The sequence below is a fragment of the Myxococcus sp. MISCRS1 genome (genome assembly GCF_026626605.1).
In the GTDB taxonomy this organism is placed as follows: domain Bacteria; phylum Myxococcota; class Myxococcia; order Myxococcales; family Myxococcaceae; genus Myxococcus; species Myxococcus fulvus.
In genome coordinates this window covers 5,399,426-5,420,297 of record NZ_JAPNKB010000001.1, presented here as the reverse complement: position 1 = coordinate 5,420,297, position 20,872 = coordinate 5,399,426, and the positions used below count along the sequence as shown (strand labels likewise).

Genomic DNA, 20,872 nt, shown 5'->3' with positions numbered 1-20,872 from the left:
CCGTGGCACGTGGACTTTCCGGGGGGCCTGCTACAGTGGCCCCCCTCCGGAGTCCCACGACATGACCTCGTCGTCCCCTGCCTCCCGCGCGCCCGCCTCGGGCCTCCGTGAGGCCGAGCTGGCTCGCGCCGAGAGCGAGCTGTCCACCCAGGAGTCCCGACTCGCCGAGCAGGTGACGCGCGCCCTGGCCGACGCGGCCCTGCTCTCCAGTCGTCTGGACGCCGTGCGCGCCGCGCTGGCCCGCGCCCACCAGGAGCCCGACGCCGACCCCCAGCTGGGCGAGCAGGCGTCCAGGCTCCAGGCATCCTCCGTGCCCTCACTCGACGTGGAGGCCGCGCGGGAGAAGGCGCTGGAGGCGCGGGAGAAGGCGCTGGAGGCGCGGGAGAAGGCGCTGGAGGCGCGCAAGCGGATGGGCGTGGAGGTGCAGGCGGCGCTGCGCATCCAGCAGGAGCAGACGGCCCGGGTGGCGCGCGCGGTGGCGGACGCGGAGGCCGCGCTGAAGCAGCAGGAGGCCACCCAGGCTCGGGCGAAGGCGCGTCAGCAGGAGGCCGCGAAGGCCCGGCAGGCGGAGCTGGCGAAGGCGGCCCAGGCCGCGCGCGAGAAGGGACAGCCGCTGCCCTCGGCGCCCTCGCGGACCTCCGGCTCGGAGGGCGCGGACGCGCGGCGCAACGGTCGGGTGCGCATGCACACGTCCATCGACATGCGCAGCGACTCCAACTTCTTCACCGGCTTCTCGATGGACATCAGCGAGGGCGGCGTCTTCATCGCCACGGTGGACGCGGTGCCGCGCGGCACGCAGGTGGAGCTGGACTTCACGCTGCCTGGTGGACGCCCCATGAAGGTGACGGGCGTGGTGCGCTGGGTGCGCGAGGCCAACCCGAAGATGCCGGAGCTGATGCCGGGCGTGGGCGTGCAGTTCACCGGCCTGCCCGAGGAGGTCGCGTCCGTCATCTCCTCGTTCGTCACCACGCGCGACCCGATGTTCTATCCCGACTGAAGCGGCGGCCTCGCTTCGTCGGATACCCAACCCCAGCGGGCGCGGGGTGTCCGTGAGAGGCAATGCCCGGGGATGAAGACAGACATCCCATGGGGAGGATGCAAAGGTTTCGTCCTCATGAGCGCGCCCACCCGAAGCCCCACCGTCCCCGTTGCCCGCCCGCCCCGGTGGGACTCGCGCCGCCGCGTGGAGCCCGCCAACGTGGCGGACGGTGAGCAGGTGGGCGACGCGCCCTCGATGCCGTCCGTCGGCAAGGTGAACCTGGCGCAGCAGCTGGCGCTGTTCTCCGAGCACGGGCCCATCGGTGAGCTCAACGGGCGGCACGTTCGGCTGGCGAAGCTGTCGGGCCCGTGTGCGTGGCGCCACCATGAGCACGAGGACGTGTTGTTCCTCGTGCTGCAGGGCCAGCTGCGCATGGAGCTGCGCGAGCGCACGGTGGAGGTGGCGCCCGGCGAGCTCATCATCATCCCGCGCGGCGTGGAGCATCGGCCCGTGGCGGAGGAGGAGGTCCACGTGCTGCTCTTCGAGCCCGCCTCCACGCTCCACACGGGCAACGTGCGCGAGGAGTGCACGGCGGACCCACTGGAGCACCTGTAGGGGCCGGTCGCCCGTGAGGTGCGCCGGGCTCATGGCCGCAGGTCTCCCGGACGAGCGAGCGCTCCAGGCGGCGAGCAGCCCGGGCTCCTCGTCCGTGAAGCACGTCCCACCTTAGACACGGACTCGAGCGGCCTCGCGGCCTGGGACGTGTCGGCATGCGCATCCATCACCTGAACTGCACCACCCTGTGTCCACCCGGGGGCCGCCTCATGGACGGGCGCCGGGGCTTCCGAGGTCCCGCGGCGCTGACCTGCCATTGCCTGCTGGTGGAGGGAGCGAACGGGCTCATCCTCGTGGACACCGGCTTCGGCCTGCAGGACGTGCTCCATCCCCAGGTCCGTCAGAGCCCGCTCTTCCTGGACATGCTGTGTCGGCCCCAACTGCACGAGGGCGCCACGGCCATCCGGCAAATCGAGCGGATGGGCTTCAAGGCGCAGGACGTGCGCGACATCGTCCTCACCCACCTCGACTTCGACCATGCGGGTGGGCTCGATGACTTCCCGCATGCGCGCGTGCACCTGCTCGCGGACGAGTACCTGGCGGCCACCGCGCGGACGTCACCGCTGGACCGGCAGCGCTACCGCCCCGAGCAGTGGATGCACGAGTCGCACTGGGTGACGTACCCCACGGGACAGGTGGGTGAGCGTTGGTTCGGGTTCGACTGCGTGCGCGACCTGAAGGGGTTGCCGCCCGAAATCCTGCTGGTGCCGCTGGTGGGGCACACGCTGGGGCACGCGGGTGTGGCGGTGCGCTCGGGGAGCGGGTGGCTGTTGCACGCGGGCGACGCGTACTTCTTCCACGGGGAGATGGACTCGGGGCGCTATCGCTGCACGCCGGGGCTGCGCGCGTATCAACGGCTCATGGAGAAGGACCGGCCCATGCGGCTGCACAACCAGCGACGGCTGCGTCAGCTCAAGCGCCTGCACGAGGACGAGGTGACGGTGTTCTGCGCGCACGACTCGCTGGAGTTCGAGCGGCTGGAGTCGCGCGAGAAGCACACGGAGACCTCCGCCTTCCGCGCGTTCGTCACGCCGCCCGAGGAGCACGTCCACCCGTTCTGAGGGGACTCAGGCGGGGGCCGATTCCAGGGGCTGTTCGAGCAGCGGCAGCTCCACCGTGCAGGTGGCGCCGTCACCGGGTGTGCCCTCCATGCGCAGGGTGCCTCCGTGGGCGTCCACCCACTGTTGGACCAGGTGGCGGCCCAGCCCGGCGCCACCGTCGGGAAGGGGCATGCCCTCGACCACGATTCGCGCGCGGGTGCGCCCCACGCGCTCGACGCGGAGCCGCACCGGGTGCCCCGCTCCGAGCTCCAGCGCGTGGGAGATGAGGTGGGTCAGCACCTGCTCCAAGCCCAGTCGGTCCCATCGCCCCACGAGCCCCGGCTCCGCGTCGAGGAGGAACGGGCTGCCTGCCCGGGTCGCGGACTCGGTGAAGCGCTCCATCACCTCGCGCGCCAGGTGTGACAGGTCCACCGGCTCCGCGACCTGGCGACCCGTGAGCTGGCTCGACACGTCCCACAGGTTCAAGAGCAACTGACCCAGGCGGCGGGATTGTTCGAGCGCACGGCCGACTCCGTCCCTCACGCGGTCCGGCTCCGAGGAGGGGTCCACCCGCTCCAGGCCGCGCAGGAGCCACTGCAAGGTGTCGAACGGGATGCCCAGGTCGTGCGCCCTCACGCCGATGCGCGCCATCATCTCGTGCGCGTCGCTGCGGAGCGTGGCCTCTTCCACCGTCAGCGCGGCCCGGGGGTCCACCTCCGGGCTTCCGCGCGGTGGGGTCTTGGAGCCATCGCCGGGTCTCGCGGCCTCACCGCGCGAGGGACTGTCTTCGTCGAGCAATGAGTCGATGAGCGCCTCCGCGAAGAAGAAGGTGCCGGCCCTGGTGCGTGGACGCGCGGCCTCGTCGACTCTCTCCGAGACGCCATTCGCGGCCTGCACGCTCTCGGCGCGCGGCTTGATTCGCGGGGGGCTGGCCTCGGCACGTGGCGGTGGCAGCCGGGACAGCAACAGTCCCCCCGAGGTCGCGGCCAGCACGAGGACCAGGCTCATCGTCACCAGGGAGAGCAGCAGGACCTGCTCGTCCGTCTCCACCACGGACTGGAGGCTCGTGCCCACCTGCGACTCCATCCGGGTCGAGAGTTGCTGGAGCGTCGCGTAGGTGGCTAGCCGTGTGTCCCGGGCCCGCTCCTCGAACAGGGCCTCGCGTCGTGAGTGCGCGGCGCGCGTGGCGTGGATGGCGACCCACTCCCGCACGGCCTGCTCGTGCTCCTGCTCCGCTCGCAGCACCGACGCGAGCAGCGCCGCGGCGGGCGGGGTCACCCCTCGAGACACCAGCCGCTCGTGCGTGACGATGAAGCGCTCGCGAGAGCGCACCCGGTCCTCGGCGAAGAACGCGTCATCGGACAGGACGACGCTCCGCTCGCTGGAGACCTTGTCGGTGAAGGCCCTGCGCAGGCGCTCCACCTCCAGCCGGTCCATCGACATCGCCAGGAGGTTCGCCCTGCGATTGGAGCGCGCGGACACGAGCTCCACGGCCAACGTGCACGTCAGCACCAGCGCGACGAGCAGGGCCGCGATGAAACCAGCGCCCACGCGCTGGAAGAACGTCCACGGCCGCCCCACACCCGCCCCCCTCCGGACAGGCCCTAAGGTGAGGACACGCAGGTCGCGCCTACACCCCCACCCGAGGAGCGCCGACGCGCTCACGCGTGAACAGTCTCAGCGGCTCCGGATATCACTCACGTGGGAGAGCCCATCCATGAACGGAGCGTCAGCATCGATGCTGGGGGCAATCTTGCGAATCAGTCGCATAGAAGCCCGGGGCCGTCAATCCGGGAGGCGCCGGCTCACGTCCTGGCGAGGGGCTCGCAAGCCGAGCACACCCCGAACAGCTCGTGGATGTGCCCGGTGAGCCGGAAGCCGAGGCTCTTCGCCACGTCGTTCTGGAGCAGCTCGATGGCCTCGAAGTGGAACTCCACCACCTTGCCGCACGAGGAGCAGATGATGTGGTCGTGGTGCTCGCGCTCGAAGGCGCGCTCGTAGCGCTGGCCCTCCCCACCGGAGACCAGCGTCTGGTGGATGAGCTCCGCCTCCACCAGCAGCGGCAGCACCCGGTACACGGTGGCGGGATGCACGTCCTCCGCGCCCCGCTCCCGCACGGAGCGCACCAGCTCCTCCGCCGTGAAGTGCCCCACGTGCTCCAACGCCGCGCGAGCCACCGACTCGCGCACCAGCGAGCTCTTGAGCCCCTTGCGCCGCACGAAGGCGCGAAGATGCTCCAGCGCACGGTTCAGCCCCTCGGGGCCCAGCATGGATGGATGAGACGCCCGACGCATGGCCGCATCATGCGACTGGGTCGCACTTCACGTCCAGTCAGGCGACACCCCGGGCGTGGGCGCTCAGCCCTGGGTCGTCCCCGGGGCGGCGGGCGCCTGCGCGGGGGAGGACGGGGCCTCGCCACCGGAGGGCGCCTCGAAGCTGCCCGTCTCCGGGTCCACGGACCAGGCGGAGAACTTCTGCTGCTTCACGTCCTTCAGCTTCCCGTCCTGGTAGCAGACGGAATAGACGAGGAAGAACTCCTTCTCCATCGACGGCGTGCCGTGGCGGTAGCAGTCCGCGCCCGTGGCGTCCTGCTCGCGCGTCATGGGCCGGCCCAGGAGCGCCACCACCTGGTCCGACGTCATGCCCCCGTGCATGGACTTGAAGCCATGGGGCGTGACGACGCGGAAGGTGTTCTCCTGCTCGCGGGCCAGCCCCCAGAAGCCCACCGCCAGCGTGACGGGGATGAGGGCCGCGACGAGCGCCACGGCCCAGCGGCCCTTGGAGGCCTTGCCTTCCTTCTGGAAGGCCGTGAAGAGGTTGCTCGAATCCGTTGGCTCGGCAACCAGGGCGGCGTTCGGCGGGTTCTCTGTCGGGCTCACGTCGACTGACATGCCGTTCCAACAGCCCGGATGCAAGAAACTCCACGCGTCCTGTCCGGTAACGCCTGCCCGGCGCCTTCCCAGGCCTTACATCGGGGGTGGAGGGGCTGCCCTTCGTGACACGGAAGTTCACAATCCGGGGGTTGCCGTCCTGCTACATCCCCCGCCGAGGTAGGAACCCAGGAGCCGTGAGAGATGGCGAAGCGAGGGGCCGCCGGACGCAGCACCCAGAAGCCGTTGGAGCGAGACGTCCTGCCCGCGGGGACCGACCCGGAGGAGGGGCTCTTCTTCAACCGCGAGCTGTCCTGGTTGGCCTTCAACGACCGGGTGCTCCAGCTGGCCGAGTCGGCGGACGAGCCGCTGCTCGAGCGGCTGAAGTTCGTGGCCATCTACGCGCGCAACCTGGATGAGTTCTTCATGATTCGCGTCGCCCGCCTGCACGAGCAGGTGCGCGGCAACGTGGCCCGGCTGGTCCCCGACGGCGCGTCCCCGGGCCAGACGCTGGACAAGCTGCACGAGGGCATCTTCGAGCAGAGCAAGCGCCACAGCGCCATCTTCGAGAAGCTCCTGCGGCCCGCGCTCGCGGAGAAGGGCCTGCGCATCCTCTCCGCCAAGGACCTGGACGCCGAGCAGCGCGCGCAGGTGGACCAGCGCTTCAAGGAACAGATTTTTCCCGTGCTCACGCCGCTGGCCATCGGCCTGGGCCGACACTTCCCGTACATCTCCAACCTGTCGCTCAGCCTCGCGGTGCTCCTGAGGGACCCGGACGCGGGCGAGGAGAGCGTGGCGCGGGTGAAGGTGCCCAAGGAGCTGTTGCCGCGCTTCCTGCCCCTGAAGAACAACGTCTTCGTGCCGCTGGAGGAGGTCATCGCCCAGCACCTGGGAGATTTGTTCCCGGGCATGGAGGTGCTCAGCTGGAGCCTGTTCCGCGTCACCCGCGACGCGGACTTCACCGTGTCCGAGGACGCGGAGGACCTGCTCAAGGCGGTGGAGACGGAGCTGCGGCAGCGGCGCTTCGGGGACGTCATCCGGCTGGAGGTGCAGGCGGGGATGAGCCCCAAGCTGCTGGAGCCGCTGGTGGAGGCGCTGGGGCTGGAGTCGCGGCAGGTGTACGAGGAGCAGGGGCTCCTGGGGCTGGGGGACTTGCAGGCCATCGCCTTCGCGCCCGGCTTCCCGGAGCTGAAGGACCCGCCGTGGACGCCCGTCACCCAGCCCCGGCTGCGCCCGGACTCGGACGCGCCCGAGGGGACGACGGTGATGGCGGCGATGCGGCGGGGGGATTTGCTGGTGCACCACCCCTACGACTCATTCGGCTCGTCGGTGGAGCGCTTCGTCACGGAGGCGGTGGCGGACCCGGACGTGCTCGCCATCAAGCAGACGGTGTACCGCACGTCGGACAGCTCCCCGCTGGTGCCCGCGCTGATTACCGCGACGGAGAACGGCAAGCAGGCCGTGTGCATGGTGGAGCTCAAGGCGCGCTTCGACGAGCGCACCAACATCAAGTGGGCCAACGCGCTGGAAGAGGCGGGCGTGCACGTGGTGTATGGGATTCCGTCGCTCAAGACGCACGCGAAGGCCATCCTCATCGTGCGGCGCGAGGGAGAGCGGGTGCGGCACTACGTGCACGTGGGCACGGGCAACTACAACCCGAAGACGGCCCGGCTCTACACGGACATGGGCCTGTTCACCACGGACCCGGACATCGGCGCGGACGTGGCGGACCTGTTCAACTACCTCACCGGCTTCGGCCGGCCCAAGAGCTTCCGCAAGCTCCTGGTGGCGCCGCTCACCATGCGCGAGGGGCTGCTCGAGCACATCAAGGCCACCGTCGTCGCGCACACGCTGGAGCGCCCCGCGCGCATCCAGATGAAGATGAACGCGCTGGTGGACCCCATCATCATCCGCGCGCTCTACGACGCGTCCCGCGCGGGCGTGAAGGTGGACCTCAACGTGCGCGGCATCTGCTGCCTGCGCCCGGGCGTGCCCGGCGTCTCCGAGAACATCCGCGTGGTGTCCACGCTGGGCCGCTTCCTGGAGCACGCGCGCCTGTACCTCTTCGAGCGGGGACAGGAATTGCGCTGCTACATCGGCTCCGCGGACCTGATGCCTCGAAACCTGGACCACCGGGTGGAGATTCTCGCGCCGGTGGAGGACCCCACGCTGGCCGCGCAGGTGCGCGACTCGCTGGAGCGCAGCCTCGCGGACAACACCCACGCGTGGGAGCTGCAAGCCGATGGCACCTGGAAGCGCCTGGTGCCACCGGCCGGCGGAGAGAAGCGCTGGGCCCAGGGCGAAATCATGGAGCGCGCCACGCGGGCCGCCCAGTTCCCCGGGGCCCGTCCCCTGCCCTGAGGCCCCGACTCAGCGCGCCGAGGTGGACCTCGCCGTCCACCAGGAGCACCGGGCCTTGCCGCGCGGAGGGCGCGCCGGAGGGCGTGGGCGCGCGCGCGGGGCGCAGGAGAGGAGCCTGGGGGGCTTCGGACTCCGGGCGATGGCGCGCACCCGGTACCAACGCGGGGAGCGTCCGGCGAAACGAATGGACCTGCTGGCCACGGGGGCCTCGCTTCCTTCAGGGGTGTGGAAACAGAGGAAAGACCGGAGAATCAGGCGCGCCTCTGCCACAGTTGCAGGCCCGAATTCAAGCCTTAACGACAATTTGCCGTCAGAGCTGAAATTGACTCACCCCGGGCCCCGCTCGGAGTCCTCGCGGCGGTGGGCCTCCACCTCGAGGACCTCCTTCCACTGAATCCACCCGGAGCGGGCGGCGTGACGCGCCGCGCTGGTGGTGTCGTCCACGGCGAGCATCTGGCTGCCCGCGTCGCGGATGTCGGCGGCGATGGCCTCCAGCTCCCGGGCGCGGCGGGGGTGGCCGGGCACGTTGCGGATGTAGACGCCGAGGATGCGGCCGGGGAACTCGCGGACGATGGTGCGGTAGTGCTCGGCGTCCTCCTGGCCGCTGTCGCCGATGAGGATGAAGGGCAGGTGGTCCAGGTCCGTGAGCAGCCCGCGAATCTTCTCCAGCTTGTGGCCGTGGCCGCCGCCGGGGGCGAAGCCCGTGCTGGACAGGCCCCAGTCGCGCAGGAGCAGCGGCCCGGTGGGGATGTGGTGCAGGGCGAGGAACTCGTCCAGGTGCTCGTACAGGTTCCAGGGGCTGCTGGAGACGTAGAAGATGGGGTTGTCGCCCTGGCCGTCCGCGCCCGCCTGGAGCGCCGCGTAGAAGGCGTCCACGCCCGGGAAGGGCAGGCGCACGCGGTGCTCGGTGAGGAACAGGGCCCAGGCGCGCTTGAGCAGGTCCGTCACGCCGGTGACGATGACGGTGTCGTCGATGTCGCTGATGACGCCGTAGCGCGCGCTCGTCCCGGCCACGCGCACGGGGGCGGCCACGCGGGGCACGCCCTCCGGCTCGGGCGACAGCAGCTCCAGCTCCACCATGTGCCAGCCCGAGCGCACGCCCTCGGGCGGGGGCACCAACAGCTCCAGGAAGCCCTCCTCGTCGGTGGTGCCCTCCCAGCGCTTGTCGCCCCAGCGCACCGCCACCTTCGCGCCGGCGATTTCGCGCGTCATGTAGCGCTTGTAGGAGGCCACCGCGCTGCTCCACACCGTGTGGCGTCGCTGCTGCGGCTGGATGTGGCGGTCCTCCAGCACGCGCGCCTTGATGACCGCGCGCTCGGGGGTGCCGTGGCCCCGGTACGGGAGGATGCGCAGCGGCGGGGCGATGCCCAGCGAGCGGCGGAGGCTCCGGCTCATTGCGTCATAGCGGGCGTCGACGCGGACGGCGAGTCGGTAGAAGGCGGGTCTGAAGTCGGCCATGGCGCGGAGCGTAAGGAGTGGGAGGGGGGACTGTAGAAGACTCCGGGGCCCGAGGCGGAGCAAAGCCGCGCGCCAGGTCGCGGGCGCGCTCCGTATCCCAAGGTGCCGTCCCCCACTCGACAAGGAGTCACGCCTTGCTGCGTCGTCATGTCCGCTGGTTGCTGGCCGCCGCTTCCCTGCTCGTCGCCTCGGTGGCCTGGTCGCAGTCCACGCCGAGCATCACCTTCCAGTCGCCCTCGCAGGGCTGGAACGTGTTCGCGTCATCCAACCCCCTGCCCTTCGGCGCCACGGCGAGCATCGTCTTCGACGTGTCGCGCCTGACGCAGTGCCGGGGCAACATCAACGCCACCACGCCGGGGTGGACCATTACGGGCCACTACCAGTTCAACAACGGGCCGGTGCAGAGCTTCTGGGTGGCGGGGTTCTCCTCCACGCCCAACCCGCCCGCGCCGTCCATCCCGCTCAACACGCGCGGAGACCTGGCCATCTGGTTCGAGAACACCAGCCGCTGGGGCTGCCAGGCGTGGGACTCCAACTTCGGCAACAACTACCACTTCAACGTGCAGTGATTCGCGAGGAGGCCCGGAGGCCGCGCGAGCTCCGGGCCCCCCTTGCCTGGCGGCTCACATGCCCGCGATGCCGCCGATGCCGGGCTTGAAGCGGTAGATGAAGTACGGCGCGTTCGCGGCGATGTGTGCCTTGGACTGGAGCATGTGGTGGGGGATGGCGCTGTCGGCCACGTAGAGCCAGCCGTCCGGCCCGTGGTTGAGCGCGTCCGCCCAGCGCAGGCGCGGGGACTTCACCAGCGTCTCCAACCGGCCATCCGGGCTCATGCGCAGCACCGCGCCGTGCTCCACGTCCGTCACCAGCACGTTGCCCTCGGTGTCCGCGCTGAGCCCGTCGTTGAGCGGCTTTCTGCCCACGGCTTGGAGGCGCGTGCCGAGGGCCTCGTCATCGAGCGCGCGGTCCTTCAGGTCCGCGGTGCGCACGCGGTACATCGTGTCGTGGTTCATCGCGCCGAACCACAGCCATTCGTCGCTGGGGTCCAGCGCGATGCCGTCCACGCCGCACTTGAGCGCGGCGAGCCCCCCGAAGAACACCATGTCCTTGATGGGGTTTCGGATGATGAAGTCCTTGGGGAACACGGCGTCGTGCTTCTCCAGCACGCGGCGCGACTCCTTCGTCGCCACGTCGTGGACGATGAGCGCCGGGGAGCGCCGCCAGAAGCCCACGTCCGCGATGAACACCGTCTGGCCACGCGCGTCCACGCGCAGGTCCTGGAGGAACGAGCCCGGCGGGGCGATTTGCGGCGGGACGTCGTACTCGTGCGCCAGGTGGCCGGTGGCCAGCTCGAAGGCGAGCAGCCGGGGGACACCGAGCCCGTGGTTGCCGTGGTCGATGGTCCACAGCCAGCCGCGCCGGTCGATGGTGATGCCGAGCACCGTGTCGAACAGCCGCGCCTGCACCGCCTCCGAGGGGAAAGGCACCGCCTTGCCGTCCACCCACTCGAACAGCTTCGCGCCCTGGGGCCGGCTCTCCGGATGCAGCGTGTAGAAGACGCGGCCCGTGGAGGAGACCGCGACGTTGCCGATGGGCTCGGGGCTGCGCACCACCTCTTCCAGCGCGCTGTCCGGGAGCAGGGGCATGCCCGTCACGTCCGGGTACGGTTCGCCTCCCCCGTAGCGCAGCCGCACGCCGACCAGCGCGAGCGCCACCAGGCCCACCACGGCGATGACGGCCTTGAGCCCCCGGGCGACGAGCGCGCGGGGTGCGGGGGACGACGAGGGAGCGGAGACGGTCGGTTCGGCCATGAGCAAGGATTGGGGAGAGGGACACCCACCAGACGCGGTGGGGGGGCACTCTCCCTCAATACGGAGGCCGCCGACGAGTGGTTCTCTTCGCCGTCAGTCCTTGCGCCCCAGCGTCCGGTCCAGGTTGTAGGCGGCGCTGATGAGCGACAGGTGGGTGAGCGCCTGGGGGAAGTTGCCGAGCGACTCGCCCCCCATGCCCGTCTGCTCCGCGTACAGCCCCACGTGGTTGGCGTAGCCGAGCATCCGCTCGAACATCAGCCGCGCCTCCTCCAGCAGGTCCGGCCGCGCCGAGTTCGCCCGCGTCATCGCCTCCACCAACCAGAAGCTGCACAGGTTGAACGTCCCCTCGCTGCCGGGGATGCCGTCCAGCGTCGCCTCCACGTCGTAGCGGTACACCAGCCCGTCCGACGCGAGGCCCCCCTGCGACGGCGGCTGACGCAGGTGGTCCAGCATGGACAACATCCGGGGGTCCACCGGCGACAGGAAGAAGACCAGCGGCATCAACAGGTTCGCCGCGTCCAGCGTGTCCTTCCCATAGGCCTGGATGAAGGAGCCGCGCTTCTCGCTCCAGCCCTGGACCATGATCTCCTCGAAGATGGCGTCACGCGTCGCGAGCCACCGCGCCCGGTCCGCCGGGAAGCTGCGCTTGTCCGCCAGCCGGATGGCCCGGTCCAGCGCCACCCAGCACATCAGCTTCGAGTACACGAAGTGCCGCCGGCCTCCGCGTATCTCCCAGATGCCCTCGTCCGGCTGGTTCCAGTGCTCGCACACCCAATCCACCAACCGGCGCAGGTGCATCCAGAAGTCGTAGGAGATGGGCGCCGCGTACTTGTTGGACAGGTACACCGAGTCCATCAGCTCGCCGTAGATGTCCAGTTGGAGCTGGTCCGCCGCCGCGTTGCCGATGCGCACCGGCCTGGCGCCGCCGTAGCCCTCCAGGTGCGACAGCTCCTCTTCCTGGGGCACCGGGCTGCCGTCCAGCGAGAACATCAGCGGCAGGGGCCCGTCCCCGTGCTCCGCGCACCGCGCCTCCACCCACCGCATGAAGGCCGCCGCCTCCTTCTTGAAGCCGATGCGCAGGAACGCGTAGACGGTGAAGGCCGCGTCGCGCAGCCAGCAGAAACGGTAGTCCCAGTTGCGACTGCCACCGGGTGACTCGGGCAGGCTGCACGTGGGCGCCGCGACGATGGCCCCCGTCGGCTCGAAGGTCATCAGCTTGAGCGCCAGCGCCGAGCGCTGCACCGTCTCCCGCCAGCGGCCCGTGTACTGACAGCTCGACAGCCAGTGGCGCCAGTAGTCCACCGTGTCGCGGAACAGCGACTCCGAGGACGCGTGGTCGTGCACCAGGTCCTCGCACGACTTGCGCAGGCCCTCGCGCAACGAGAAGACCGCGGACTGGTTCTCCTTGAGCTTGAAGCGCGCGGTGACGCCCCGCTCCGCCCGCTCGAGCTTCACCGAGGACGACAGCGTCATCTGCAGCGAGCTCGACTCGAAGGCCGCCCCTCCGCCGATGAGGTGCGTCTGGTGCGAGTCCCGGGCGTAGTTGAAGGCCGGAAAGCACTCCATCTCGAACGACAGCTCACCGCGCACCACGCGCACGCGGCGGATGACCTCGCGCACCTGCTTGATGCCCTTGTGCTCCATGGGCATGAAGTCGACCAGCTCCCCCACGCCCTCCGCCGTGTAGAAGCGCGTCACCAGCACGTTGGTGTCCGGCCAGTAGAACTGCTTGTGCAGCACGCCGTCCCGCTCGGGGCGGATGCTCCAGTGGCCGCCCTTCTTCGGGTCCAGCAGCGACGCGAAGATGCTGGGACTGTCGAAGTGCGGGTAGCACAGCCAGTCGATGGTGCCCTCGTTCCCGACCAACGCCACCGTGCGCAGGTCGCCGATGACGCCGTGGTCCTCGATGGGAACCGAATCCCCCGCCACCGCCTTTCTTCCCACCCCCATGCGCACCTCGCTTCAACGGAAGGAAATGACGTTCTTGATGCCGCCCGACACCTTGCCGGTCACCACGTCGACGAAGGCCTCGGGAGGATACCGTCCGGTGAGCAGCCGCTCCACCGCGCCGGGCCACGTCGCCCGGAAGTGGCTCAGGTCCTCGAGCGCCATGTCGAAGTCCAGCGCCGCCGCGTTCACCGTGCCGGACACCACCTGGTTGTGGAGCACCAGTTGCTTGAGCAGCGCGGCCCCGTCCACCGTCAGCTCCTCGCCGTGCGACGGCACCCCCGTGAGGATGAGCACGCCGTTGGGCGCCAGCGCCCCGAGCACGTCCACGGCGGCCTTCGCCACGCCCGTGGCCTCGTAGATGACGTCCGCGGCGCCGACGCGGCGGACCAGCTCCTGGGCGGACACGTCCTGGGTGGACAGGTAGGGCGCGCCCACCTCGCCCGCGATGGCCTCCTTCGGGTTGGGCGGCCGCTTGTGCGAGTACACCGTGGTGGCGAAGCCCCGCCGTATCAGGGCCAGCATGCCCAAGAGGCCCACCGGTCCGCCGCCGAGCACCACCGCGCGCCCCGGCGCGGGCCTCCAGGGCAGGCGCTCCTGGATGTGGCCCAGCTGGCGCAGGCCCTTCTGGGCGATGGTGAGGGGCTCGGTGAGGACCGCGATTTGACGCAGCTCCGAGGGGACGCGGTGCACGTAGGCCACGTCCTCGACAAAGAACTCCGAGCAGAAGCCGTGCGCCTCCTTGATGCCGCGCTCGGTGAAGTCGCCGGTGATGCAGTAGTCGGGGTGGCCGCCACGGCAGGCGGTGCAGATGGCGTGGGGACAGGGCCTGCGCACGCGGGGCACCACCAGGTCGCCCTTCCGCACGCCCTTCACGGCGGAGCCGACCTCGATGACCTCACCCAGGCACTCGTGGCCGAGGATGAGGTAGTCCAGGCCGGGCGGCGGCGAGCCGTAGGTGAAGGAGACGATGTCCTTGTCCGTGCCGCACACGCCCACCTCGTGGGTGCGCACCTTCACCTGTGTCGGCGATTGGAGCTGGGGCTCGGGCGCGTCGTTGATGACGCGCACCTCTCGCTTCCCGGGAAAGACGGCGACGGCCTTCATGCGCGGCTCCTGCGACAGGCGGGTGCGGAATCCTGTGTGAGGTGTTCACCCGGAGGCCGTGACACCAGGGGGCTCGGGGTGGAAGGCGCGGTGCGCCCGCTCGCTCGCCGCCTGGGGGCTTGTTTCCGACGCGAGGGATGCACGAAACCGCTGCCAGCCGGAGGCCCGCGGGTCTATGAGTGGAGCTTGTGAGCGAGCCCACCCCCGCCATCCCCATCGACGACGACAAGCCCCTGGCCAGCCGCTCCACGGCGATTGGGACGGTGGCGTTCCTCATCCTCGCGCTGCCGTTCCTGGTGCTCGGCCTGTGGCTGCTGGATGGGAAGTCGCGGATGGATTTGCGCTGCGCGCCGGGCGGCCCCTGCACGCTCACGAAGTCCGGTTGGCTCACGCGCGAGCCGGTGGCCACGCTGCCGCTGGACGCGATTCAGTCCGTGAAGGTGGAGCGCACCAAGAGCGCCCGCCGCAAGTCCGTGCCCATCTTCCGGCCGGAGCTGATGACGACGCAGGGCAAGCTGCCCCTGTTCGCCCAGTGGGCCACCGTCGAGAGCGAGGCCACCGCGGTGAAGGAGCAGGTGGAGCGCTACCTCGCCTCGCCCGCCTCGCAGTCGCTGGAGGTGACGCGGGATGACCGGCGCTCCTCGCTGCGCGTGGGCGGCGCCTTCACGGGCGTGGGCGTGGGATTGCTCGTGTTCAGCCTGTGGCTCGCGTGGCGCACGCGGATGCACCGACGCCTGGAAGCAGCCCGCGTCTCGGAATGACGTGAGCACGGGTGGACATCGCCCCGGGGGCGGGCCGGTTCCTGTCCGGGGACTCCGTGTTAGCGTTGCCAGACATGGAAGCGTCTAGAACCCTGAGAAGCTGGGGGGCATGGGTGATGGTGCTGTGGGCCTGGTTCGCGCCGGGGCTGGCCCTGGCGGAGGACGTGGGCCCGTTCCGCCGCCGCATGGAGCGCGCGGGCGCGCAGTACGAAGCGCTGGAGTACGAGAAGGCCCTCCACTGGCTGACCCAGGCGAGGCAGGTGGCCTCCACCCCCGACGAGCAGGTCGAGGTGGCGCTCTACCGGGGTCTGGTCCTGTCGGACCTGGGACGCAGGAAGCAGGCGCTGGAGGAGTTCCGCGCGGGCCTGTCCCTGAAGCCCGATGCCGTGCTGCCCGCCGCCACGGGCCCCAAGGTGGAGCGGGACTTCGAGTCGGTGCGCAAGCAGGTGCGGCAACAGCGGGGCACGGCCTCCGCGGCCGCGCCTCCCGCGAAGGTGGAGGAGCCCGAGGCCCCTGCGAAAACCGAGGTGCCCCCAGCCGTCGCGGTCCAGGAGACGCCAGCCCCCGCCCCCGTCGCGCCCGAGCCGGAGCCGGAGGCGCCGCAGAAGAAGGACCTGCGCTCGAAGCTGGGCGCCGCCGGGTCCACGCTGGGGAAGAACGTCGGCAACGCGCTGGGCTCGGCGCTCGACTCGGTGATGGGCTCGAAGAAGAAGCCCGAGGAGCCTCCTCCCGCGTCCCCGGATGTGGCGAAGAAGGACGAGCCGTAGCGCGGGGTGGCGTGCGCTGGCGGGAGGGCGATGCGCGACTCCGGCGCGCGTCGAGACCTTCCACGGCGGGTCCACGAGCGGGGACTTCGCCCGAGCACTCGACAGGCCTCGACGTCGCTCACTCCTGCGTCAGGTTCAGCTTGAAGACGTTCGCGGTCCCCGCCTTCACCTCGAAGCTGCGCGTCACGCGCTTGCCCAGCCGTGAGTTCACGGCGGTGATGGTGTGGTTGCCCTCGGCCACATCGATGATGCCGAGTGGCGTCTCGCCCAGCTTCTTGCCATCGAGATACACGACGGCATAGGGGCGGATGCGGAACTCCACCGTCCCTGTCACCGCTCGCGCGGAGCCGCCCTTGCGCTGCGTGCCCTCGGTGTTGCCTGTCACGGGTGCGAGGAGGCCATCGTCCGCCTCGGGCGCGGAGGGCTGCGTCGGCCGTGGCGCGACCTCCTCGGCTTGGGCGAGCTCCACGTCGGAGGGCGCGGGCTGTTCTCCTTGCGTGGGCTTCACCTCGGAAGGCACGGGTCGCGCTCCCTGCGTGGGCGTCGTCTCGGCGAGCCTCGCGTCGGAGGGAACGGGCAGTGCCTCCGTCGTGACACCCCTGTTCACCGAGACCTCGGGCGCCACGGGCCCGGACGGCGCTCTCCCGAGCAGCGCATAGCCACCACCGGCGACGAGCAGCACCGCGCCCGCGACAGCCGCCGGCACGCGCTTCTTCCCGCGCGTCGCGCCCACGTCCTTGTGAGGCCGCCGCTGGGTCGGCTGCTCGAACACGGCCGCGTCTCTCGCCTCGGCCCGCTTCTCGCGCGCGGGGCCCGAGGGCGCGGTGCGCTCGGCCTCGCGGTTCGTGATGGGCGCGGGCGTCGCGGTGGCGCGCTCCTCCACCACCTGCTCCACGGACTGCGCAATCTGATACGCGCCCACGGGCTCGCCCGTCGACAACACGAAGCGCTCGAGGTCCGCCTGGAGCGCGCGACAGTCGGGATAGCGCTTCTCCCGGTCCTTCTCGAGCGCGGTGGAGAGGATGGCCTGCAAGGCGCTCGGGACATCGGCGCGGTGGCGACTCACCGGCACCGGCGGACGCGAGACGATGGCCTGCATCATCGCCAGCTCCGTGGCCCCCTCGAAGGGCAGCCGCCCCGTGAGCAGCTCATACAGGACGACCCCCAGCGCATACACATCCACGCGCCGGTCCAGCGGGTCCGCCTGACATTGCTCGGGTGGCATGTACGCCACCTTGCCCTTCACGATGCCCGTCTGCGTGCGGTGCTTCTGCCCCGCCACCTTCGCGATGCCGAAGTCCACCACCTTCACCGCGCCCTGCCGCGACACCAGGATGTTGTCCGGGCTCACATCCCGGTGAATCAACCCGAGCGGCTGCCCCGTGCCCGGGTCCGCGAAGTCATGCGCGTACGCGAGCCCCTCCGCCGCGAGCGCCACCACCTTCGCGCAGATGTTGGGCGCAAGCCCGCGTCCTCTCGACGCGGCCTGTCGCTGCCAGCGGCGCAGGTTCGGCCCGTCGATGAGCTCCATCGCCAGGAAGTAGCTGCCCTCGGCCTCACCGAAGTCGAAGATCTGGACGATGTGGGGATGGTTGAGCTGCGCGACCAGCCGCGCCTCCTCCAGGAACATCTCCACGAAGGACGGGTCCTCCACCAGGTGCGGGAGGATGCGCTTGAGCACCAGCGTCTTCTCGAAGCCCCCGGGCCCGGCCACCTTCGCCAGGAACACCTCCGCCATGCCGCCCGTCGCCAGCTTGCGGACGAGCTGATATCTCCCCACGTGCATTGCGCGCAGGTTCCCCCAGCTTCCCCCGGGAAAGGAACCCCCCTCGTTCCGGACGCTAGGACACCAGCAACCCGATGACGCGCCCCAGCCCCACGCCCAGCGTCACGCCGAAGCCCAGGCCGAACCGCGCCCGGTCGAACGCATAGCGCCAATCCCAGACGCTCACGCCCCCAAAGCCCGCCACCAGCGCGCCCGCCAGGATGGGTGACGCCAACCCCAGCAGCAGCGCGCCCTCGAAGTCGTCGACGAGCGGCTCCGGCCAGAACATCGCGCTGAGGCCCCCCAGCCCCAACCCCAGGAGCAGGTAGAGCACCAGGGCCCATGCGCCGCCGCGCTTGTCCTTCGCGAAGACCGACAGCACCCCGACCACCAGGTCCCCCAGCACATCGGTCACGACACTCAGCATGCCCCCGGGTCTAAGGCGGTCGAGCAGGCGCGGAAAGCAAGCGGCGGAGGCATCCCTAGTTTTCGGACGTCCGGCGAAGAGGTCCGGAGGCCGATGACGGAGTGTGGAGGAGACGACACTCCCCTCCCGGCGAGCGAGGAAGCAGGGTGACGGGTGCCCCCGAGGCAGCCCACACCCCCTTCCGTCTTGCGTACATGTGCCTAGCTTGTGGCCGATGCTGCGTGCCCTCCTCGGCCGATGGCGAAGCTCGCTGCGCTTCTTGCGTCCGGCCGACGTCAGCGCCGCGCGCGCGAAGATTTCCGTCACCCAGCTGGGGCATCGCTACGGCAACAAGGTCGTGGCCTTGAAGGACGTGGACCTGAACGTCCGCTCGGGTGAGTTCGTCTGCCTCCTGGGCCCGTCCGGCTGCGGCAAGTCCACGCTGCTCTACGCGCTCGCGGGCCACGTGCGCCCCACTGGCGGCACGGTGTCCATTGATGGACAGAGCATCGGCGGACCGGGTCCGGACCGGCTGCTGATGTTCCAGGAGGCGGCGCTGTTCCCGTGGCTCACGGTGCGGGGGAACATCACCTTCGCCCTGGCGGCCCGGGGGGTGCCTCGCGCCGAGCGCAAGGAGCGCGCGGACCAGTACATCCGCCGCGTGCAGCTCCAGGGGTTCGAGGACACGCTGCCCCACCAGCTCTCCGGCGGCATGAAGATGCGCGCGAGCCTGGCGCGGGCGCTCGCGGTGGACCCGACGGTGCTGCTGATGGACGAGCCGTTCGGCTCGCTGGACGCGCAGACGCGCATCCACATGCAGGAGCTGTTGCAGTCCATCTGGATGCGCACGCACAAGACGGTGGTGTTCGTGACGCACGACGTGCACGAGGCCCTGATGCTGGGCTCGCGCGTGGTGCTCATGGCTCCGCGGCCCGGGCGCATCGTGAGGGATTTGGAGGTCCACCTGCCCATGCCGCGTCATCCGGACGACGCGGCCCTCACGGAGATGGTGCGCCACATCCAGGGGCTCTTGCGCGAGGTGGAGCGCGAGAGCGAGCCCGAGCCCGAGCCCCCGCGCGCCCAGGAGCCTTCCGCCGCGCTGCCCGTGGCGGGACTGCCTCGTCCGGTGAGGTGAGCCATGAAGCGTGATTCGGCGCTCAAGAACTACTCCCAGAAGCTGGGGCTGGTGTTGTTGCTGCTCGGCGTGTGGGAGGGCGTGGCCCGGATGGGCATCTGGTCCTCGTACCTGTTCCCCGGGCCGATGACGGTGGCCGAGAGCCTCTGGCGGCTGGCGTCCGGCGGGCAGCTGTGGGGCGCGACGCTGCGCTCATTGGGACGGTTGGGGCGCGCGTACGTGATGTCGGTGGGCATCGGCGTGCCGCTGGGCCTGCTGATGGCCAGGCTGGCGTTCTTCCGCAACGCGGTGAAGCCGGTGGTGATGGGGCTGCAGGCGCTGCCGTCCATCTGCTGGTTGCCCTTGGCGCTCCTGTGGTTCGGGCTGACGGACGGGGCCATCCTGTTCGTGGTGGTGATGGGCAGCGTGCTGGGCATCGCCATCGCGACGGAGGACAGCATCCAGGGAGTGGACCCGCAGCTGTTGCGTGTGGCGAGCACGTTGGGGGTGCGCGGGCTGCGCTTCCAGTTCGGGGTGCTGCTGCCGGCGGCGCTGCCGGGCATCGTGACGGGGTTGAAGCTGGGGTGGAGCTTCGCGTGGCGCGCGCTGCTCGCGGGGGAGCTGCTGTTCGTGTCCGGGGGATTGGGGCAGCTGCTCACGGTGGGGCGCGAGCTGATGGACGTGCCGCAGGTGATGGCGGTGATGGTGGCCATCGTGCTCATCGGCGTGACGGTGGACCGTGTCTTCTTCCAGACGGTGGAGGGGCGGCTGCGCCGGCGCTGGGGTTTGCAGCCGGCGATGTGAAGCGCCCGACGCTCGTGTCGTGACACGTGTTGCCAGTGCTGGCTTCGCGTCCTTCTGCTGGGTGCCTATGCGTCTTCTTCGTTTCCTGGCGGTCGTGGTGTTGATGGGCGTCGGGTGCAAGCGCGAGTCGGCGCGAGGGCCTGACGATGCGCTGCGGCTGGGGTTCTTCCCGAACATCACGCATGCGCAGGCGCTGGTGGGGAACGCGGAGGGGACGTTCGCGTCGGAGCCTGGGGTGGGGAAGCTGGAGGTGAAGCAGTTCAACGCGGGGCCCGCGGCGATGGAGGCGTTGGTGGCGGGCTCGTTGGATGTGTCCTACGTGGGCACGGGGCCGTCCATCAACACGTTCCTCAAGGCGGGGCGCGAGCTGCGGGTCATCGCGGGCGCGGTGAACGGGGGCGCGGTGTTGGTGACGCGCACGGCGAAGAGCGCGGCGGAGCTGAAGGGGAAGAAGCTGGCCACGCCGCAGTTGGGGAACACGCAGGACATCGCGCTGCGCTACTGGCTGAAGCAGCAGGGCATCGAGACGAACCTGGACGGCACGGGGGATTTGCAGATCGTGCCGCTGAGCAACTCGGACATCCTGGTGCAGTACCTGCGCGGGGGAATCGAGGGTGCGTGGGTGCCCGAGCCGTGGGGCACGCGCATGCTGCTGGAGCCGGGGGGCGGCGGGCAGGTTCTGGTGGATGAGAAGTCGCTGTGGCCGGGTGGGCGGTATCCGACGACGGTGGTGGTGACGACGCGGAAGGCCATCGAGACGCAGCGGCCGCGCATCGTCGCGCTGTTGCGCGCGCACGTGAAGCTGACGGAGCGGTGGGAGCAGGAGCCGGAGGCGTTCGCCACGGCGGTGAACGCGGCGTTCGGGCAGTTGACGAAGAAGCCGTTGAAGCCGCCGATTCTGCAGGGGGCGTTCTCACGGCTGGAGCCGAGCCTGGACCCGGTGGGCTCCGCGCTGGCGGCGGCCGCGCGGCATGCGCAGGAGCTGCACTTCATCCCCGCGTCGGACATCAGCGGGCTGGTGGACTTGAGCCTGCTCGAGGAGGCTCGCAGGGCGAGGGATTGAGGCA

General features: G+C 70.4%; 19 protein-coding genes. 10 read left to right on the top strand and 9 right to left on the bottom strand.

Going from position 1 to position 20,872, the window contains the following annotated elements; translation table 11 throughout:
- Positions 1-61 precede the first annotated feature (61 nt).
- The 3 genes from OWM54_RS21510 to OWM54_RS21500 all read left to right on the top strand — a co-directional run bounded on the left by OWM54_RS21510 (position 62) and on the right by OWM54_RS21500 (position 2,655).
- Complete coding sequence (locus OWM54_RS21510; RefSeq protein WP_267698678.1) at positions 62-997, top strand: TIGR02266 family protein; 936 nt, start codon at positions 62-64, stop codon at positions 995-997.
- Between the two features lie 117 nt (positions 998-1,114).
- Positions 1,115-1,594 (top strand): cupin domain-containing protein, encoded by a 480-nt coding sequence (locus tag OWM54_RS21505; RefSeq protein WP_267698677.1) that lies wholly within the window; start codon positions 1,115-1,117, stop codon positions 1,592-1,594.
- Between the two features lie 155 nt (positions 1,595-1,749).
- Positions 1,750-2,655, top strand: a complete 906-nt coding sequence (locus OWM54_RS21500; protein WP_267698676.1) for an MBL fold metallo-hydrolase — start codon at positions 1,750-1,752, stop codon at positions 2,653-2,655.
- Positions 2,656-2,661: 6 nt separating this feature from the next.
- Here the strand turns inward: OWM54_RS21500 and OWM54_RS21495 are convergent, their stop codons facing one another.
- From OWM54_RS21495 to OWM54_RS21485, 3 genes are all read right to left on the bottom strand, one after another.
- Positions 2,662-4,215 (bottom strand): sensor histidine kinase, encoded by a 1,554-nt coding sequence (locus OWM54_RS21495; RefSeq protein WP_267698675.1) that lies wholly within the window; start codon positions 4,213-4,215, stop codon positions 2,662-2,664.
- A 224-nt stretch (positions 4,216-4,439) separates the two neighbouring features.
- Positions 4,440-4,928 carry a Fur family transcriptional regulator gene (locus OWM54_RS21490; RefSeq protein ID WP_223749445.1) on the bottom strand — a complete coding sequence of 163 codons (489 nt, stop codon included), beginning with the start codon at positions 4,926-4,928 and terminating at the stop codon, positions 4,440-4,442.
- 63 nt (positions 4,929-4,991) lie between these two features.
- Positions 4,992-5,525, bottom strand: a complete 534-nt coding sequence (locus tag OWM54_RS21485) for a hypothetical protein (protein ID WP_267698674.1) — start codon at positions 5,523-5,525, stop codon at positions 4,992-4,994.
- Between the two features lie 183 nt (positions 5,526-5,708).
- Between OWM54_RS21485 and ppk1 the strand changes: the two genes are divergently transcribed.
- Positions 5,709-7,865: a polyphosphate kinase 1 gene (ppk1, locus tag OWM54_RS21480; protein ID WP_223749447.1), complete on the top strand. Its 2,157-nt coding sequence runs from the start codon at positions 5,709-5,711 to the stop codon at positions 7,863-7,865.
- 327 nt (positions 7,866-8,192) lie between these two features.
- Here ppk1 and OWM54_RS21475 read toward each other — a convergent pair whose 3' ends face one another.
- Positions 8,193-9,323 carry an App1 family protein gene (locus tag OWM54_RS21475; protein ID WP_267698673.1) on the bottom strand — a complete coding sequence of 377 codons (1,131 nt, stop codon included), beginning with the start codon at positions 9,321-9,323 and terminating at the stop codon, positions 8,193-8,195.
- Between the two features lie 134 nt (positions 9,324-9,457).
- On the opposite strand from OWM54_RS21475, the gene OWM54_RS21470 reads away from it, so the two are divergent.
- On the top strand, positions 9,458-9,892 hold the full coding sequence (locus OWM54_RS21470; RefSeq protein ID WP_141327666.1) for a DUF6209 family protein: 435 nt from the start codon (positions 9,458-9,460) through the stop codon (positions 9,890-9,892).
- A gap of 54 nt (positions 9,893-9,946) precedes the next feature.
- Here OWM54_RS21470 and OWM54_RS21465 read toward each other — a convergent pair whose 3' ends face one another.
- From OWM54_RS21465 to OWM54_RS21455, 3 genes are all read right to left on the bottom strand, one after another.
- Positions 9,947-11,134 carry an L-dopachrome tautomerase-related protein gene (locus tag OWM54_RS21465; RefSeq protein ID WP_267698672.1) on the bottom strand — a complete coding sequence of 396 codons (1,188 nt, stop codon included), beginning with the start codon at positions 11,132-11,134 and terminating at the stop codon, positions 9,947-9,949.
- A 93-nt stretch (positions 11,135-11,227) separates the two neighbouring features.
- The gene (locus tag OWM54_RS21460) at positions 11,228-13,084 is read right to left on the bottom strand and encodes a glycoside hydrolase family 15 protein (protein ID WP_223784239.1); all 1,857 of its coding nucleotides are present in this window, start codon (positions 13,082-13,084) and stop codon (positions 11,228-11,230) included.
- Between the two features lie 12 nt (positions 13,085-13,096).
- Positions 13,097-14,188, bottom strand: a complete 1,092-nt coding sequence (locus OWM54_RS21455; RefSeq protein ID WP_248543870.1) for a glucose 1-dehydrogenase — start codon at positions 14,186-14,188, stop codon at positions 13,097-13,099.
- Positions 14,189-14,376: 188 nt separating this feature from the next.
- On the opposite strand from OWM54_RS21455, the gene OWM54_RS21450 reads away from it, so the two are divergent.
- Both OWM54_RS21450 and OWM54_RS21445 read left to right on the top strand, forming a co-directional pair.
- A complete protein-coding gene (locus OWM54_RS21450; protein ID WP_267698671.1) occupies positions 14,377-14,949 on the top strand; it encodes a hypothetical protein in 573 nt (190 codons plus the stop codon).
- 113 nt (positions 14,950-15,062) lie between these two features.
- Positions 15,063-15,716: a tetratricopeptide repeat protein gene (locus OWM54_RS21445; protein ID WP_267698670.1), complete on the top strand. Its 654-nt coding sequence runs from the start codon at positions 15,063-15,065 to the stop codon at positions 15,714-15,716.
- Positions 15,717-15,834: 118 nt separating this feature from the next.
- On the opposite strand, the gene OWM54_RS21440 is transcribed toward OWM54_RS21445, so the two are convergent.
- Complete coding sequence (locus OWM54_RS21440; RefSeq protein ID WP_267698669.1) at positions 15,835-17,502, bottom strand: serine/threonine protein kinase; 1,668 nt, start codon at positions 17,500-17,502, stop codon at positions 15,835-15,837.
- 55 nt (positions 17,503-17,557) lie between these two features.
- On the bottom strand, positions 17,558-17,908 hold the full coding sequence (locus OWM54_RS21435) for a hypothetical protein (RefSeq protein ID WP_223749458.1): 351 nt from the start codon (positions 17,906-17,908) through the stop codon (positions 17,558-17,560).
- Positions 17,909-18,122: 214 nt separating this feature from the next.
- Here OWM54_RS21435 and OWM54_RS21430 point away from each other — a divergent pair, with 214 nt between their 5' ends.
- The 3 genes from OWM54_RS21430 (at position 18,123) to OWM54_RS21420 (ending at position 20,868) form a co-directional block, all read left to right on the top strand.
- On the top strand, positions 18,123-19,022 hold the full coding sequence (locus OWM54_RS21430) for an ABC transporter ATP-binding protein (RefSeq protein WP_223749459.1): 900 nt from the start codon (positions 18,123-18,125) through the stop codon (positions 19,020-19,022).
- Positions 19,023-19,025: 3 nt separating this feature from the next.
- The gene (locus tag OWM54_RS21425; RefSeq protein WP_223749460.1) at positions 19,026-19,805 is read left to right on the top strand and encodes an ABC transporter permease; all 780 of its coding nucleotides are present in this window, start codon (positions 19,026-19,028) and stop codon (positions 19,803-19,805) included.
- Between the two features lie 67 nt (positions 19,806-19,872).
- Positions 19,873-20,868: an ABC transporter substrate-binding protein gene (locus tag OWM54_RS21420; RefSeq protein WP_267698668.1), complete on the top strand. Its 996-nt coding sequence runs from the start codon at positions 19,873-19,875 to the stop codon at positions 20,866-20,868.
- The last annotated feature ends 4 nt before the right edge of the window (positions 20,869-20,872 follow it).

Bases quoted from the DNA above. Each gene is read 5' to 3' on its own strand.
- OWM54_RS21440 (WP_267698669.1), bottom strand. From the start codon at position 17,502: ATGCACGTGGGGAGATATCAGCTCGTCCGCAAGCTGGCGACGGGCGGC.
- OWM54_RS21420 (WP_267698668.1), top strand. From the start codon at position 19,873: ATGCGTCTTCTTCGTTTCCTGGCGGTCGTGGTGTTGATGGGCGTCGGG.
- OWM54_RS21505 (WP_267698677.1), top strand. From the start codon at position 1,115: ATGAGCGCGCCCACCCGAAGCCCCACCGTCCCCGTTGCCCGCCCGCCC.
- OWM54_RS21465 (WP_267698672.1), bottom strand. From the start codon at position 11,134: ATGGCCGAACCGACCGTCTCCGCTCCCTCGTCGTCCCCCGCACCCCGC.
- OWM54_RS21455 (WP_248543870.1), bottom strand. From the start codon at position 14,188: ATGAAGGCCGTCGCCGTCTTTCCCGGGAAGCGAGAGGTGCGCGTCATC.
- OWM54_RS21435 (WP_223749458.1), bottom strand. From the start codon at position 17,908: ATGCTGAGTGTCGTGACCGATGTGCTGGGGGACCTGGTGGTCGGGGTG.
- OWM54_RS21430 (WP_223749459.1), top strand. From the start codon at position 18,123: ATGCTGCGTGCCCTCCTCGGCCGATGGCGAAGCTCGCTGCGCTTCTTG.
- OWM54_RS21490 (WP_223749445.1), bottom strand. From the start codon at position 4,928: ATGCGTCGGGCGTCTCATCCATCCATGCTGGGCCCCGAGGGGCTGAAC.
- OWM54_RS21425 (WP_223749460.1), top strand. From the start codon at position 19,026: ATGAAGCGTGATTCGGCGCTCAAGAACTACTCCCAGAAGCTGGGGCTG.
- OWM54_RS21460 (WP_223784239.1), bottom strand. From the start codon at position 13,084: ATGGGGGTGGGAAGAAAGGCGGTGGCGGGGGATTCGGTTCCCATCGAG.
- OWM54_RS21500 (WP_267698676.1), top strand. From the start codon at position 1,750: ATGCGCATCCATCACCTGAACTGCACCACCCTGTGTCCACCCGGGGGC.
- OWM54_RS21510 (WP_267698678.1), top strand. From the start codon at position 62: ATGACCTCGTCGTCCCCTGCCTCCCGCGCGCCCGCCTCGGGCCTCCGT.
- OWM54_RS21485 (WP_267698674.1), bottom strand. From the start codon at position 5,525: ATGTCAGTCGACGTGAGCCCGACAGAGAACCCGCCGAACGCCGCCCTG.
- OWM54_RS21475 (WP_267698673.1), bottom strand. From the start codon at position 9,323: ATGGCCGACTTCAGACCCGCCTTCTACCGACTCGCCGTCCGCGTCGAC.
- ppk1 (WP_223749447.1), top strand. From the start codon at position 5,709: ATGGCGAAGCGAGGGGCCGCCGGACGCAGCACCCAGAAGCCGTTGGAG.